We start from the raw sequence: 14,890 nt of genomic DNA, 5'->3' as shown, positions 1-14,890 counted from the left end.
TTGCTTCCAGCAACTTTTTCTCAATGATGTTAATACCCTATCTCTTCCAGTCAATGGCCTGCCTTCTCTTAATAGATGACAGGATATTTGTTTCTAGTCCTTTATAATCTACCAGTCCAGTAGTTCTGTTCCCTATTTTTTGATTCATTTATCAAACTTCCATTTTTTACTTCTGTTATATTTTTACTTCTCGTTTGACACACTTTTTTAAACATTCCCGAGCAAGATTAAATTACTTTATTTTCTTAACCATTTGTTTTCTTCTTGTTATTACAAGTCTTTTCTTTGGTACATCCTTCACTATAATACTACCAGCCGCAATGACAGATTCATCGTGAACATTAAGTGGTGCAATCAATGAGCTGTTGGCACCAACAAAGCAATTACTTCCTATATTCGTTCTATGTTTCTTTTTCCCATCGTAATTACAAACAACAGTACCTGCACCTATGTTACTTTCCCGCCCTACTTCGGTATTTCCTATGTAACTTAAGTGCTTTATTTTAGTATTTGTACCTATATCACTTGCTTTTGCTTCGACAAAGTTTCCCACGATTGCACCATCGCCAATTGTTGTGTCCTCGCATTTGGTAAATGGACCGATTTTAGCACCAGGTCCTATTCTTACTCCAGGGCCGAAAAAAACATATGGGTAAATAATCGAATCCATGCCAATTTGTGTATCAAGAGAAAAGAAAACAGTTTCTGGAGCAACAAGTGTCACTCCAGAATCGGTGAAAAATTTTCTCCTGTTTTCTTGAAAGTAAAACTCGGCTTTTGCAAGGTCATTTCTACTATTTATGCCAGTTGCCTCCTCTTCATCAGTGGTAACGTAGCCGACATTTAAATTACTCTTTACTGCAATGGAAACTATATCGGTTAAGTAATACTCATAAGTTGAGCCGTTACACTCTATTTTTTCCACTAATTCACGCAGATTCTTTGCATATGCAACCATTATTCCAGCGTTAGCAAGAAACTCTTCATCACTATTTTCATCATCTTGCGTCTCTACAATTTCTCTCAAGGAACCATTTTCAATAATTAACCTACCATATTCTTTGTTGCTGGTTTTAAAACCAAGACAGACCAGAGCCTTACCTTCTAAACAACTAACCATTTGGGTTATTGTGCTGTTTTTTATAAGTGGAGTATCTCCATACTGCACAACAATTATGTTCGAATCTGATAATTCTTTCATATTTCTCACCGCAGTCTTGACCGCATCTCCTGTGCCGAGCGTTGATTCTTGTGTAATTAATTGTATATCCTCAAGGCACTTCAATCTCTCAATTAAAGGCAAATTGGCTACAACAGATATATTTTCAGGATTTAACTGTCTCGCATTATAAATGATATGTTGAAGCATGGAAAAATTACCTATTTTATGCAGAACTTTAGGCAAACCAGAATTCATTCTCTTGCCATGTCCGGCAGCAAGTATAATGAACATGCAAGCTTTATTTATCACTTATCTTAAAGATGAAAAATGAAAGCCATAGTGGCTAAGCCAGCTGATTTTATTATCGTAAAAGTTCCTTAAGTCACTAATTTGATATTTCAACATTGCAAGCCTTTCTATGCCAATACCAAACGCAAAACCGCTGTATTTAGTATGGTCTATCCCAACATTTTGAAAGACATTTGGGTGCACTATACCACATCCAAGTACTTCTATCCATTTACTCTCTTTGTAACTTATGTCCACTTCTGCAGAAGGCTCAGTAAAAGGGAAAAAACTATTACGAAAACGTATCTTTAGCTCTTTATCTCCAAAAAACTTATTGAGGAAGTGATGAATAGTAAATTTTAACTGGCCCATATTGACATTTTCATTGACATATAATCCTTCCATCTGATGGAACATAGGAGTGTGAGTTGCATCAAAGTCGTTTCTGTATACCCTGCCGGCAGCTACTATTTTAATTGGGAAAGTTTTTGCTTTTTTCATGGCTCTAATCTGCATAGATGAGGTATGAGTGCGCAGCATCATTCTTTTATCGTTTATTTTGTTCTTTAAGTAGAAGGTATCTTGCTCCTCTCGCGCAGGATGATGACTCGGAGTATTCAGTGCATCAAATACATGAAACTCATCTTCAATGTCAGGACCATTAACTGCCCTGAAGCCCATATGCGCAAAAATGAGTTTCACTTCATTCATGACTTTACTCAATGGGTGAGCCCTACCAATTTTTTCTGGTCTAACAGGCAGCGTGATATCAATTGCTTCATTTTGCAATTTAAAATTAACTTCTTCTGCCTTTAGTATACTTTCCTTATTCATTATAAGCTGATCTAGCTTATTGCGCAAAACGTTGATAATTGCACCTAAATCACGCTTCTTTTCTGTGTCTTCCACCTTTCTTAAGTCATCAAAGTAAGCTTTAATTACGCCCTTTCTTCCCAAATATGACAGTCTAACTTTTTCCAAATCTTGCAAAGAAGAAGCACTCTCAATTTCGAAGACAGCCTTATCTTCAAGTAAAGGTATTTCATTCAGTAGCTCTTCATTCATCTTAGAAACGCTAGCTTAAACTTTAATTATAGTAAGATCTCAAATATTATCAACAATCCGAAAAACTACTCTATCTTAATTATTAACCTATTAACTAATTATTCTTTTTATTTGATTTTACATTAAAAAATTAATAAGTAAAATATGCACAGTAGTAATGATGAAACTAAGAAAAAGCATGAAATAGATGATTTACCTAAATTCTTTAAGGAGAAATCTAAAGAGATAGGTAAAGCTTTTTCTAATAAGGTAGTGGAGATCAGTATTATTCGCTCAATAAGTGTTACAAGTGACGAGCAAGAATTTTCGTTTAAACTAAGACTATTAACTATAGTGGATAAAGACACCCATAGTATATGGATTTTAAGGTAAGGCATCTAATTGATTTTTTTAAATCTGCCTTTCTCAAGAAAAGAACTTTACAGTTAACATAAAAATACCAAAAGAAAATAGTGAATTATGTGACAACCGCTGCGAAACTAATAATTATGAAACTGTAAAAGAATTTATAAGTAATGCTCTGCATTAATTCCTCCTACAGGGAATAACTCTACAAACAGAAGTTAAAAAACATTAACCAGAATAACTTGCACGAAATAGAGTAAAACTGAGTAAACTGTGGTAAGTATAAGTAAAGGTTCTTCTGGCTAAGGTGTAGCAAGCCACAGAAAGCAAATTACACATGCACCAGTAGTTATCGCTGCAATGTGTGACACGTCTCTTGGTTTAGGCCTTTTCTTCACATACCTAATTTTTAAACACAATACAATTCTTCTTTCGGCAATCACTAAAACCTCTTACACGAAAGCAGAAGGCTTTGACTTACTGCCTAATACCTTAAGAGACAAAAAGGAATGAGATAATACAAAAAGACGAAATCAACAAACGAGAAACAGATGAAACTACAGAGCTTTCTGATATAGATCAAATTAGGTTACACACAGAATATTTTAAGGCTAATAGAAGAAGTCGAAAAAGCAGACCGAAGAACTATCAGAAGAGGCAAAACAATCTATCATAAAGCAAGCTCAAATTAATATCAGGTTAACTATGATAGATAACTTGACTGAGTGTAGGGAAAAAAACTTGATAAAATATTTGTTGAAGTGATAAGTGGATATAAAAATCATGATCTAGAAACATTTGACGATATTTTCGACTCAGTGTTCAAGATTGTTTATTTTCAAGATAAACAATTACATGAAATATTAGATTCTGGTGAGATATCAAAAGTATTAGAAATACTAGAAATACCACACCCATCTGGTAAGTCCTTTTTTCTAAAAGAATACCTACAAAAGCAAGTATGTAGAAAAAAAAGAGCAATTACTCAAAATAGTTTCAGGCATTTCCACACAACAATTTTTTCCACAACTTACAAACATTTCTCATGAAAATAAGAACTCTTTACCAAACAAAAACCATAAATCCTTTACCGGAAACAAACAAAGTTGAAACTCTCTAGTTACTAATACCGCTCTCAAATCACCACTAAAAATTGTCTTTTCCTCAAAAGAGGCTTATTTTTGTTTGTTTTTGATAGCGCCTTCTATTTCAATGCTCTGCTTATCATGTCATTTATCATTAGGAAATAGTGTCAACTTAAAGGGATTAGTGCAACCAGAAAAAACAGAAAGTACTGGATTAGTGTTGAACATAGAATCACCAATATTAATCATATTATGTATCTTGAGTGTGGCTTACTTTATATATTCTGAATATTCAGTAGAATTTACTAAAAAGATAAGTAAAAACGATCCTTTTTCTCGCGCTTTAAAAAACAGAAATAAGCTGTTTAAAAGATTTTTCATGATAAGATGATTTTATTTTCACTATATGTTTAAAGGGATTATTACGAATATTGGGACTATAATTAATACTACCATCCGTTCTAATTCTGACCAAATCTTTCATATTAAAGCACAAAATTTATCCTCTATACATGAGGGAGATTCAATAGCTTGCTCTGGCGTGTGTTTAACTGTTGTTGACATAATTAATGATATATTTACAGTCCAAATTTCTCAAGAAACTATGAAGGTTTCTAACCTGGGTGCGTGGAAGGTAGGAAAAAAAATAAACCTAGAACAAGCAATGAGATTGAGTGATAAGATTGATGGCCACCTGGTTCATGGTCATGTGGATGAAACAGCGAAAATTCTAACAATTAATCAAAATTTGGGTTCTCATGAAATCAAGCTATCGTGCCCACAGGAATTAATTAAATTCGTTGCAAAAAAGGGATCTGTAACTCTAGATGGAGTCTCCCTCACAGTAAATTCAGTTATTGGTCGAGAGTTTACCGTAAACATTATTCCCTACACATGGCAAAATACAACCTTTCAATATAACAAAGTAAATGATTATCTGAATTTAGAGGTTGACATGATTGCTCGGTATTTAGACCAGCTGATACAGTATAAATACAATTAATTTTACAATTTTGTTGTTTGCAATTATTATATTTTGAAAATCATATAGTGTATAATATGCTTTTCGATTGTCTCATTATCTTCATTATCGTTGTATGCATAATAATCTCAATAACTAGAGGTTTTATAAAAGAACTATGCGCGCTAATGTTTTTATTTTTGTCGGCCTTTCTTACAGCTAATCATTATGATTTCTTCACTATAAATTATAGTAAGTATTTTAACTCTAAAGCTATGCAGAACATATTTTCTACAATTTCTGTATTTATCATATTCAATCTTATATTTATGATAGTAAATAACTGGCTAATGTACATATTAACACCTATAAGGCTGGGATTAATTGATAGAGTTACTGGAACTTTTGTTGGAGCACTCAGAGGAGTACTGCTTTCCTATGTACTATTCTTTGCTATGCACTTATATTGCTACACAGTGCATGACAAAAAAGAAGAACAGTCCAAAATAGAAGCGGAAGATATACTGCCTAATTGGATAATAAATTCGTATTCTTATCAGGCTTTATTTGCAACAGTAGAAGACATAGTTGATGTGTATGTACCAGAGTCGTTGATACTAAAAATAAAAGAGATTGGCGAAGGAATGGCTAATCAAGAAAAGCTTAAAGGTGACAAGAAAGAAGAGTAATACCACGTTTTAGGGGTAATTGGCGACTTTTGGAGGATGTTCTATACCATCTACTCTCGAGTTTGGTACTAGACTTTATAACATTATACAATGCAAAATCCATACAAACTAATCCAATAATTTCCCCAATTACTGCTATTATAAGCATTTCTAGAATATAAGATACAACACCGCTGACTACTATAACAGTACTGCGCCAATACTACCAACCTGAGGCATCTGTCTTTACTGAGTCGCTTTTGTTTATGGTTCTTCATCTGTGGGATTCCCTTTGCTAGATCCACTATCAAAACATGGCTTTATTCCAGTAGAAGAGGAGACCTTGAAAGTGTTTAGCTCTTGATCAGCAGTTTCTGTTGAAGTAAGTGATATTATCTTTTTTACTTTCTTCATTAGTAGCTCAAATATCACTAATATTTTCTATTGGAAGTACAGGATCAGCAGTACCTTTTGTTGCATTCAGGCTATTTTCATGTTCTTCAAGAACTTCTTTAATATTTTCACAAGCTGACGTATCAGTAGTTTCGGTATTATCAATTGCGAAGTAGTCGGAATGCAGTCATGTTTTACAGTTGCTGTATCAAGACTATCTTTATCGTTTTCGTGTGAAGCTGGGTTATTAGCTGGAATAGTTACAGTATTGGTAGCAGTTTTTTTGGTAATAGTGGAAACGGTTTGCTGCTCTACAGTTATTTTTATACTAAAAATATTAACAAAATATTTTCATCTTTAGCTGCTATTAAAAATTTTATCTCGAGCATAACCATTCTCTCCCGGTACAATTAAGCGGAGTATAAGTTCCTATTGGTACCACCTGAAAATTTTACGGTCATTTTCTCGCTCAGCACTTCCTTTAAAAGCTCTTGTTTTTTAGCTTCTTCTAAAAGATCTTTAACAGCCTGATATTTTTATGGCATATGACAGGGTACAGCAGAGAAAACCCCTACTTTTCTTCTTGATCATTGAAAGATACCGTAATTGTTAAAATTTTCTTTGCGTTGTTACCAGATTTCTTTAATATACTAGCAATATTTTCTTCTTTTTTTATTTTTTTTGCTAGCTCAAGAATTTTTTGTTTATTTTCATTTGTTAATTTACTCCCATTATTTACTAACTCATAAGCTATATTCTCTCTAGGATTTTCTATTTTTTCCATAACATATTTCCTTTTCTATAACATCCGCTTCTATAAATTGATTATGTTAATAACCTATGGATGTCAATTAGAGCACTGATCCCACAACTATATGAATATTGTAATTTCAGGAATCCAAGTAGCTCATAGAAATGCAAAAATTACTTGACACATTTTGCTAGTTCTCTTATCATGAAAATGGAGTTATTTTATATAATTTTCTAATCTTAGCAGATTAATAAGCTGAAACTCGCTTATAAAGCACTTAAGGCATTACCCAACGTCAAAATTTTTAAAGTAAAGAGTTGATAACTAGCTACTCTGGATTTTTTTTGCCTTTTTTTCTGCTTGGTAAGTTCCTTAAATATTTGCAGCTAAAAGTTATACTAAAGATCAACTATGTCTTGTACCTCAAAAAATATCGGATTACACTAGCCTATCCGATAGGCCTTGAACGTACGAGTTTTGAATTTTAGAATATTATTTTTTTAACATTGCTGCAAGAGCTAAAAATCCTGTATATATTAAAGTCTGAGGAATGTTTTTAAATATGGAAGTTATTGCAGAAAATAGAAAAGCAAGGTTTGAATACTTTATCCTAGAAGAGTTTGAAGCAGGTATGGTCCTTTTAAGTAGTGAAGTTAAATCTCTTAGAGAAAGAAAAGTAAATATTTCTGATGCTTATGTCACTGAAAAAAATGGTGAAATATGGCTGCACAATATGCACATTGCAGAATATAAAGCTGCAAACAAAAAAAAACATAAGCCGAAAAGGGAACGTAAATTGCTTCTGCATAAAAAAGAGATAAATAAATTAATCAGTCAGATCAAGACTGCTGGAGTTACTATTGTGCCACTTTCAATTTATTTTAATGACAAAGGATTAGTAAAAACTAGAATTGCTATTGTGAAAGGAAAAAAACTTTATGACAAAAGAGCAACCATAAAGCAGAGAGAGTGGAATCGTGCAAAAAGTAGATTGTCTAAAAATAACCTATAGTAAAATATGTCTTTAAGTCCAGCAATTTTTAGCATCGGTCCTGTCTCTATACATTGGTATTCTTTAGCATATGTTTTAGGTATAGTCTTTGCATATTGGCATTTACATAAGTTGGACGAGCAAAAAATATTTACTAAGAATTTTTATGATTCACTGTTAACAGCCACTATTATAGGTATTATTCTTGGAGGCAGACTTGGCTTTGTATTAATATACGATCCAATCTCCTACATAAACAACCCTATTGAGATATTGAAGACTTGGAAAGGAGGAATGTCATTTCACGGTGGTGCTATAGGAGTTTTGTGTGCGGTGATAATTTCATGTAGAAGATATAATATTCCTATATTTTACACACTGGATCTAATTTCTTGTGGAGTTCCCATAGGTTTGTTTTTAGGCCGCATAGGCAATTTTGTAAACGGAGAGTTGTTTGGCAGGGTTACAACTATGCCATGGGGCATGGTATTTCCAGAGAGTGGTGATAATTTACTGCGCCATCCAAGTCAGCTTTACGAGGCGTTTTTTGAAGGATTGTTGTTTTTCGCAATTGCAAATTCACTGTTTTTTTTGACTAGAATAAGACTATATCACGGTACATTAACTGGTATTGCAGTTATATGGTACGGAACAGTGCGTTTTGTGGTTGAGTTTTTTCGTGAACCAGATTATCAAGTTGGTTATTTGTGGCTTGATTTAACCATGGGACAGTTGCTTTCAATATTTATGACTCTGCTAGGAATAATCGTGTATTTGAGTGCATTAAATTCGAAATTTAATACTAAATCTGTCGCATAGGGAAAAGCAAATATTTGCGCAGTTACGGAAGTGAGCTGCAAATTATAACAAACGCAGTAGCGCAATCTCCATCGTCACTGAGAGAAAGATGAATCATGTGGTCTTTGAAGATGAAATTCTTGCTAACAGTAAGATGCGGCTTTCCTCTTACGTCATTGTATATTTCTATATCTTTCATTATAATGCCATGGCTGAATCCACCTAGTGCCTTAACAAAGGCTTCCTTTGCTGCAAAGCGTTTAGCAAGATACTTTGCTTGCATTTCTTGGCTGTTGTATTTTCTGCTTATCTCTATTTCCTGCTCGGTATAGATTTTATTGAGGAATTTTTTCCCATATTTTTGTAATATTCTTAGTATTCTTGGTATATATACTATGTCAGTACCGATACCACGTATCATTTTACGTTAAAGTAGTTTATTGCTTCTTCAATCTGCACTTCCTCTACCTTTCCAGTTGCTCTATTTTTTATTTCAATTATATTTTCACTTACTGCTTTCTTCCCAACAATTATTTGCCATGGCAAGCCTATGAGGTCCATCTTAGCAAATTTTACTCCTATACTTCCTTCTGTATCATCATAAAGCACTTCGTCACTTTTTAAAGTACTGTATATTTTATTTGCAATCTCTACATATTCAGCCGTTTTTGTCTGTAAGTTGATTAACCCAACCCTGAAAGGAGCCACTGCTTCTGGCCAGGTAATTCCTTTATCATCATGGAAAGCTTCTATTATTGCACCAACGAGCCTTGAAACCCCAATACCATACGAACCCATATGTATATTGACATTTTTTCCATCCTGCGCAGTAACCTTTGCATTCATTGGCTTTGAATATTTATCGCCGAAATAAAAAATGTGCCCTATTTCAATGCCCTTACTAACATTTAGCTGCTCTTGCGGTACAGGGCAAGTTTTAGGATCATGTATATCATCTGCAACTGCATATATACTCTTTAAACTTTTAACATCCTCACTTTCTAGTAATTCAAAAAATTTGTTGTCATAATATAAAGTGCTTTCGCCAGTGCTTGCCAATATATGAAACTCGTGACTCAAATTTCCTCCGATTAGCCCTGTATCCGCTCTCACTCCAATTGGAATAAGCCCCATGCGTTTGAAGATTTTTATATAAGTTTTGTACATCAAATTATATGAATTCAGTGCGCTTTCATAATTTACGTTGAAACTATACGCATCCTTCATCAGAAATTCCCTACCTCTCATAACACCATAACGTGGCCTTACCTCATCACGAAATTTCCATTGAATTTGATATAAACAAAGTGGTAAATTCTTGTAACTCTTTACTATATCTCTAATTAAATCAGTTGCCACTTCCTCATGCGTTGGACCAAAAAGCATGTCTTCTTCATGCCTATCCCTTATACGCAACATTGTCTTACCGTAATCGTCATAACGTCCTGATTCCCGCCAAAGACTTGCCGGCTGTACGCAAGGCATTAACGCTTCAATTGCACCAGACTTATTCATCTCATCCCTGATGATGCCTTCAATATTCTTTAGCACACGCAGACCGAGCGGTAACCACGTATAGATGCCAGATGCTATCTGTTTTATTAAACCTGCACGTAAAGAATATTGATGGGAGATAATTCTAGCATGAGCAGGTTTCTCCTTTAAAGTTGGCAGATAATATTGAGATAGACGCATTTAATAAATCTGATTGTATTAAGCAATCTTAATACAATCAGACTTATAGGTAAACTTATTTTGAAAAAGGAGGAAAGTTTGCGGTGCTTATCTTTTAGCTATTGTTTTATAAGAAAAGCTCTAGATTCTTTTTGTAAATTAACACACTTTAAATTTGGCTTAGGCGGCACCGGTGGTGGTTCCTTTTGTAAATTAACACACTTTAAATTTGGTTTAGGCGGCACCGGTGGTGGTTCCTTTTTGTTTGACCAGCAACTTGAAGAAGTTGCAGTTTCAGGCTCTTGTTGATCTGCATCATCATCAGATATATAACCACTGCTAGGAGTTGCACTGCTTTTTTCATCGTATGGCTGAGAATTTGAAGACGTAGATTTTCCCCTGCGTTTTGTCAGCTTTTTCTCTCTCAATTCTTTCTGTTTATCAACACTCCTATCACTCCAATCACCATTATCACTGTAGTTAGAACGATCGCTTTCACTATCTGAGAACTCAATTGCTAATCTTCGATATTTAAGTTTTTCAAACAATGCAGTACTAGAATATCCACCTACGTTATCGCTTGATTGCTCTTTTTTATCATCTTTCATTGCTGCCTGTTTTTTTAACTTCTCATCGCGTTCTTCCTTGGTTAAGAGTTTTGTCCCTTGCCTTATCTGCTTAAGCATAGCATTACGGCTATCATCATACTCAGGTGTCTTTACAGGACCACTAATTTTTTTTAGTTTTGTATTTTTCACCCCTGCAAATAAACCAGCACTACTCGGTTGAGTTAATGAAATTTGAGAAAACAGAGGAGGTGGCGGGGGGGGTGGTGCAGCACCTGCATCTTGTGATAATGGAAGTGATAGTAGCGGAGGTAGTGCATTATTTAATAGAAGCGGAGCAGACAATGAGAAAGTTTTTGTACCACATATTGGCGAAGATGATGAAAAAGAAATATGTTTATTTAGTTCATTTTTCAGAGCACCATCCTTACACACAGATTCTTGTGTTAGCCCATAAGATACAGTACACTGCTGGCCAGATCGATCAAGTGCTTCTCTACTGGGACCTGCTTCTTTCTTATTACCAGCTATAGAAACGGCAAGTTTAATAAGGTATGCTGCTGAAACCAGTGCAATAACCATAGAAACAGCAAAAATTGCTAACGGAGCTGCTGTAACAGCACTGGAACTAGAAACTGCTGCAATAACATAAGAAAAATATTGACCAGCCGTGAAGCTCAATACAGATGATGATAAAATAGCAATTAAAGGTCCAAAATTAGATATACGCATTTTTTTCCTCACTATTAATATAGCATTAATAATAGTAAATTATCAATGATTGTCAACAATTTATAGATAAATTAACATTCGTGTAAGATAATATATGACCAGCAATAGCCCATACAATATTCACCCTTTAAGCATATACCGCAATATTTCATTGGCCATAGCAACATCTTGGCGTGGGGCTTTGCCGTACTCTATGAATACAGAGATTGCATAGCGCGGGTCATGGTAAGGGCCATAAGCGATGAATAATTTATGACTTTCACCCTTAGAGTTTATCTCTGGTGTACCGGTTTTGCCGGCAATTCGTATACTGCTTAGCCCTTTTCTATAGGTTCCAGCTTTAATATTCACCATGTTAAACATAGCTTTTCGAACTATACTGAGATGCTCATGAGCTATATCAATATCAGGAAAATCTTGCATCGTTTTACTCATTTCAATGCGGGGAATCACCTCCTTTCCTGTTGCAATTCTTGCCGCAAGAACTGCAAGCTGCAGTGGTGTTGTAAGCACATACCCTTGCCCTATAACTAAGTTGACAGTGTCACCTAAATACCACTCCGAATATAGCTTTCGTGTACGCCAATCTTTATCAGGCAACAATCCTGGAGCTTCTTCTTTAAATGCTCCAATTAGTGGCCCACTTCCGATACCAAATTTTCTTGCCATTTCTACTAGAGAGTCTACACTTATTTTTTTTCCTATATTATAAAAGTAAGTGTTACATGATAAAGCCATTGCTTCATTTAAAGATACATATCCATGGACTTTGCTTTTCAAGCAACAAAACCTCCGCTCACCTATTTTCATATAGCCTACACATGAAAATTTCTCTTCTGGAGTGATTATTCCATCCTTTAGACCCGCAAGTGCAACTATTATTTTAAATATCGAACCAGGTGGAATTTGATACGATAATGCACGATTTACAAGTGGTAATGAAGGAGTATTTAAACCTTCCCAAGCCTCATTTGATAGTTTGTTAGCAAAAAGGTTATTATCGTAAGAAGGTGAATTATATAATGTTAAAATTTCTCCGTTACCTACATCAATCGCCGTTACAGAACCTTTGTGACCTTTAAATATCTCTGCAATTTTCTCTTGCAGATCAATATCAATTGTTAGCTGTACATCTTGTCCGTCCTGTTGTGGTATGCTTGATAATTCTCTCACGATGCGTTTTTTAGAATTTATTTCCTGCTCAGATCTCCCTGGCTTGCCTTTCAATATATGATCATATGTATATTCAATACCACTGATTCCTGCTTCGTTTATGCCTTGCTGTTTTTTCGTATATCCTAGTGTATGAGAACATATTGAACCGAACGGATAGTGACGTTTATAAAGAGCGGTTATTTTTGTTTCTGACGATTTTGTTACATTAGATTCAATTTCTGATAATGTTTCCCAATCAACTTCTTCACTAGAAATTTTTTGCTTATCGAACAAAACAATGTACGAAATTTTGTCTACTGCAAGTTCAATGCCATTCCTATCTAAAATTCTGCCACGCTTAGGCATAATAGCAGCAACTCGTATCCTGTTATTGTCAGCCAGCTTTTCGTATTTTTGTCTGTTTCGTATTTGTAAACTATATAACCTACAACTAAAAATTGTGGAAATGGTAAGCTGAATACCGCCTAATATAAATGCCCTACGATTAAAGACTTTGTTTTTTATCCACATAAAATTTTTTTAAATACACCCTCTCCCATTGATACACCTTTAGCTTTACAAACTCTTTCCTCCCATTCACTTAAGGTAACAAATTCATAACCCAATTTTTTTAGTATTTTAATAATCTGAGGCAAAGCCTCAACTGTATTTGATTTATTATCGTGATCATGGAACAGTATGATTGCTCCATTATGTACGTTACCCACAACCCTATCAACTAAGATCTCTGGTTTATCGCCCTGCCAATCCAGAGAATCAACCGTCCATAATATTGAACACATGTTCAATTGATTAGTATTTTTGATTAGATTATCGTCATGACATCCATAAGGTGAACGAAACCATTTCACATCCCGTTCTATTGCATTTTTAATTACCATATTTGTCTTTTCCAGTTCTTGCAATTGTTTCTCACTTGAGAGTGATGTCAATTTCTTATGTGACCAGGAGTGATTGCCTAGCTCATGACCAGCATTATAGATTTTCTTTACTATCTCAGATGTTTTTTTATTTATGCGTTCACCAAGAAGAAAAAATGTTGCTTTTGCTTTATAGTTCTCTAAAATATTAATAATATTATTCACTCTATTGCTAGATGGCCCATCATCAAATGTAAGCGCGACAAACTTGTCACTGTTATTTAGCAATTTTTTTATATTACTTAAATTTTTATGTGATAGATCCAAATTACAACTGAGTCCACGGTATGGTAAATTAAAATTACAATCATCGCAGAAAGTTGCGCTCGGGTATAGCAAAAGAAAAGTTGTTATTAACCATGCTTTCAGCCCCATCATCTCAATAACTTTAATCCCACCTAATCACATTATTGTAACTATAGACCTTAGCTTACAAAATCAGAAGCATCAACTTTCTTCTGCAAGCAAGCAGCAATAACAGTATTTATCATCAAGAATGCAATGGTCATCGGGCCAACGCCCCCGGGTACTGGTGTAATAGCTTTGGTTTTTTCTTTCACTCTATCAAAGTCAACATCACCTATAAGTTTTGTCTTTCCCTCTATACTTACACTATTTATGCCAACGTCAATCACTATTGCTCCTTCCTTTATCCAGCCTTCTTGGACAAAATTTGGCTTTCCAACTGCTGTAACTACTACATCCGCTTTAGAGCAATATTCAGCTAAATCTTTACTCTGTGAGTGCAAGATGGTAACAGTGCAGTTTTCTTGCAACAATAGATGAAACATTGGCTTACCCACGATGTTTGATCTGCCAATCACCACTGCATTTTTACCTGAAAGATTAGTTTCAACCAACTTAATTAAATGTAAAGCACCTTTAGGAGTGCAAGGTACAAGGCAATTTTTTTCACCTTTAACTAATTTACCAACGTTTTCACGATGAAAGGCATCTACGTCTTTTTCAACACTTACTGTGTTAATCACTTTGCTTGCATTAATGTGATTTGGTAAAGGTAGCTGTACTAAAATGCCATTTACAAATCGATCATTATTTAATTCATTAATTTTTTCAATTAATTCATTTTCCAAAATATTATCAGGCAAGACAATAGTCTCAGAACTTATACCTATTGATTCTGCTTTTTTTTGTTTATTACGAACATAAACCTGACTTGCTGGATTGTTGCCCACGAAAATTACTTTAAGGCAAGGAAAAATGCTGTGCTCTCTTTTTAAAACATCAATTCTTTGCGATAACTTCTCACACAGGCCACTTGCTATTTTTTTACCGTCAATGATAATTGTCACTT

Annotated in this window: 15 protein-coding genes; 5 read left to right on the top strand and 10 right to left on the bottom strand. The window is 34.5% G+C overall.

What is annotated here, in order from left to right; all coding sequences use genetic code 11:
- Positions 1-232: 232 nt before the first annotated feature.
- Positions 233-1,453, bottom strand: a complete 1,221-nt coding sequence (locus tag WBM_RS00510; RefSeq protein ID WP_011256290.1) for an NTP transferase domain-containing protein — start codon at positions 1,451-1,453, stop codon at positions 233-235.
- 18 nt (positions 1,454-1,471) lie between these two features.
- Complete coding sequence (gene pheS / locus WBM_RS00505) at positions 1,472-2,515, bottom strand: phenylalanine--tRNA ligase subunit alpha (RefSeq protein WP_011256289.1); 1,044 nt, start codon at positions 2,513-2,515, stop codon at positions 1,472-1,474.
- Between the two features lie 144 nt (positions 2,516-2,659).
- Here pheS and WBM_RS05910 point away from each other — a divergent pair, with 144 nt between their 5' ends.
- The 3 genes from WBM_RS05910 (at position 2,660) to WBM_RS00490 (ending at position 5,595) form a co-directional block, all read left to right on the top strand.
- Entirely contained in the window at positions 2,660-2,887 is a 228-nt protein-coding gene (locus WBM_RS05910; protein WP_011256288.1) for a hypothetical protein, read from the top strand.
- Between the two features lie 1,464 nt (positions 2,888-4,351).
- Entirely contained in the window at positions 4,352-4,948 is a 597-nt protein-coding gene (locus tag WBM_RS00495; RefSeq protein ID WP_011256285.1) for a riboflavin synthase, read from the top strand.
- 56 nt (positions 4,949-5,004) lie between these two features.
- Entirely contained in the window at positions 5,005-5,595 is a 591-nt protein-coding gene (locus WBM_RS00490) for a CvpA family protein (RefSeq protein WP_011256284.1), read from the top strand.
- 243 nt (positions 5,596-5,838) lie between these two features.
- Here WBM_RS00490 and WBM_RS05670 read toward each other — a convergent pair whose 3' ends face one another.
- A complete protein-coding gene (locus WBM_RS05670; RefSeq protein ID WP_158676317.1) occupies positions 5,839-5,988 on the bottom strand; it encodes a hypothetical protein in 150 nt (49 codons plus the stop codon).
- 550 nt (positions 5,989-6,538) lie between these two features.
- Complete coding sequence (locus WBM_RS00480; RefSeq protein WP_011256283.1) at positions 6,539-6,751, bottom strand: hypothetical protein; 213 nt, start codon at positions 6,749-6,751, stop codon at positions 6,539-6,541.
- 529 nt (positions 6,752-7,280) lie between these two features.
- Between WBM_RS00480 and smpB the strand changes: the two genes are divergently transcribed.
- Both smpB and lgt read left to right on the top strand, forming a co-directional pair.
- Complete coding sequence (gene smpB / locus WBM_RS00475) at positions 7,281-7,730, top strand: SsrA-binding protein SmpB (protein WP_011256282.1); 450 nt, start codon at positions 7,281-7,283, stop codon at positions 7,728-7,730.
- 6 nt (positions 7,731-7,736) lie between these two features.
- Complete coding sequence (lgt, locus tag WBM_RS00470; protein WP_011256281.1) at positions 7,737-8,528, top strand: prolipoprotein diacylglyceryl transferase; 792 nt, start codon at positions 7,737-7,739, stop codon at positions 8,526-8,528.
- A 22-nt stretch (positions 8,529-8,550) separates the two neighbouring features.
- Here the strand turns inward: lgt and WBM_RS00465 are convergent, their stop codons facing one another.
- The 6 genes from WBM_RS00465 to folD form a co-directional block, all read right to left on the bottom strand.
- On the bottom strand, positions 8,551-8,928 hold the full coding sequence (locus WBM_RS00465; RefSeq protein ID WP_011256280.1) for a holo-[acyl-carrier-protein] synthase: 378 nt from the start codon (positions 8,926-8,928) through the stop codon (positions 8,551-8,553).
- Positions 8,925-10,202, bottom strand: a complete 1,278-nt coding sequence (gene proS, locus WBM_RS00460; protein WP_011256279.1) for a proline--tRNA ligase — start codon at positions 10,200-10,202, stop codon at positions 8,925-8,927. The genes WBM_RS00465 and proS overlap by 4 nt, the downstream gene beginning before the upstream one ends.
- Positions 10,203-10,300: 98 nt before the next feature.
- Positions 10,301-11,479: a WAS family protein gene (locus tag WBM_RS00455; RefSeq protein WP_011256278.1), complete on the bottom strand. Its 1,179-nt coding sequence runs from the start codon at positions 11,477-11,479 to the stop codon at positions 10,301-10,303.
- Positions 11,480-11,599: 120 nt separating this feature from the next.
- Positions 11,600-13,165, bottom strand: coding sequence for a penicillin-binding transpeptidase domain-containing protein (locus tag WBM_RS00450; protein ID WP_011256277.1), 1,566 nt, complete (start codon positions 13,163-13,165; stop codon positions 11,600-11,602).
- Positions 13,156-13,950, bottom strand: coding sequence for a polysaccharide deacetylase family protein (locus WBM_RS00445; RefSeq protein ID WP_011256276.1), 795 nt, complete (start codon positions 13,948-13,950; stop codon positions 13,156-13,158). The genes WBM_RS00450 and WBM_RS00445 overlap by 10 nt, the downstream gene beginning before the upstream one ends.
- 50 nt (positions 13,951-14,000) lie before the next feature.
- The gene (folD, locus tag WBM_RS00440; RefSeq protein WP_011256275.1) at positions 14,001-14,888 is read right to left on the bottom strand and encodes a bifunctional methylenetetrahydrofolate dehydrogenase/methenyltetrahydrofolate cyclohydrolase FolD; all 888 of its coding nucleotides are present in this window, start codon (positions 14,886-14,888) and stop codon (positions 14,001-14,003) included.
- Between the last annotated feature and the right edge of the window lie 2 nt (positions 14,889-14,890).

It is taken from the genome of Wolbachia endosymbiont strain TRS of Brugia malayi, assembly GCF_000008385.1.
Taxonomy (GTDB): Bacteria; Pseudomonadota; Alphaproteobacteria; order Rickettsiales; family Anaplasmataceae; genus Wolbachia.
This window is presented reverse-complemented; position numbering and strand designations above follow the sequence as displayed.

What these genes read in the sequence shown, in the direction of transcription:
- WBM_RS00455 (WP_011256278.1), bottom strand. Translation starts at nt 11,479, where the DNA reads ATGCGTATATCTAATTTTGGACCTTTAATTGCTATTTTATCATCATCT.
- WBM_RS00450 (WP_011256277.1), bottom strand. Translation starts at nt 13,165, where the DNA reads ATGTGGATAAAAAACAAAGTCTTTAATCGTAGGGCATTTATATTAGGC.
- WBM_RS00490 (WP_011256284.1), top strand. Translation starts at nt 5,005, where the DNA reads ATGCTTTTCGATTGTCTCATTATCTTCATTATCGTTGTATGCATAATA.
- WBM_RS00465 (WP_011256280.1), bottom strand. Translation starts at nt 8,928, where the DNA reads ATGATACGTGGTATCGGTACTGACATAGTATATATACCAAGAATACTA.
- proS (WP_011256279.1), bottom strand. Translation starts at nt 10,202, where the DNA reads ATGCGTCTATCTCAATATTATCTGCCAACTTTAAAGGAGAAACCTGCT.
- pheS (WP_011256289.1), bottom strand. Translation starts at nt 2,515, where the DNA reads ATGAATGAAGAGCTACTGAATGAAATACCTTTACTTGAAGATAAGGCT.
- WBM_RS05910 (WP_011256288.1), top strand. Translation starts at nt 2,660, where the DNA reads ATGCACAGTAGTAATGATGAAACTAAGAAAAAGCATGAAATAGATGAT.
- WBM_RS05670 (WP_158676317.1), bottom strand. Translation starts at nt 5,988, where the DNA reads ATGAAGAAAGTAAAAAAGATAATATCACTTACTTCAACAGAAACTGCT.
- lgt (WP_011256281.1), top strand. Translation starts at nt 7,737, where the DNA reads ATGTCTTTAAGTCCAGCAATTTTTAGCATCGGTCCTGTCTCTATACAT.
- smpB (WP_011256282.1), top strand. Translation starts at nt 7,281, where the DNA reads ATGGAAGTTATTGCAGAAAATAGAAAAGCAAGGTTTGAATACTTTATC.
- WBM_RS00445 (WP_011256276.1), bottom strand. Translation starts at nt 13,950, where the DNA reads ATGGGGCTGAAAGCATGGTTAATAACAACTTTTCTTTTGCTATACCCG.
- WBM_RS00510 (WP_011256290.1), bottom strand. Translation starts at nt 1,453, where the DNA reads ATGTTCATTATACTTGCTGCCGGACATGGCAAGAGAATGAATTCTGGT.
- WBM_RS00495 (WP_011256285.1), top strand. Translation starts at nt 4,352, where the DNA reads ATGTTTAAAGGGATTATTACGAATATTGGGACTATAATTAATACTACC.
- WBM_RS00480 (WP_011256283.1), bottom strand. Translation starts at nt 6,751, where the DNA reads ATGGAAAAAATAGAAAATCCTAGAGAGAATATAGCTTATGAGTTAGTA.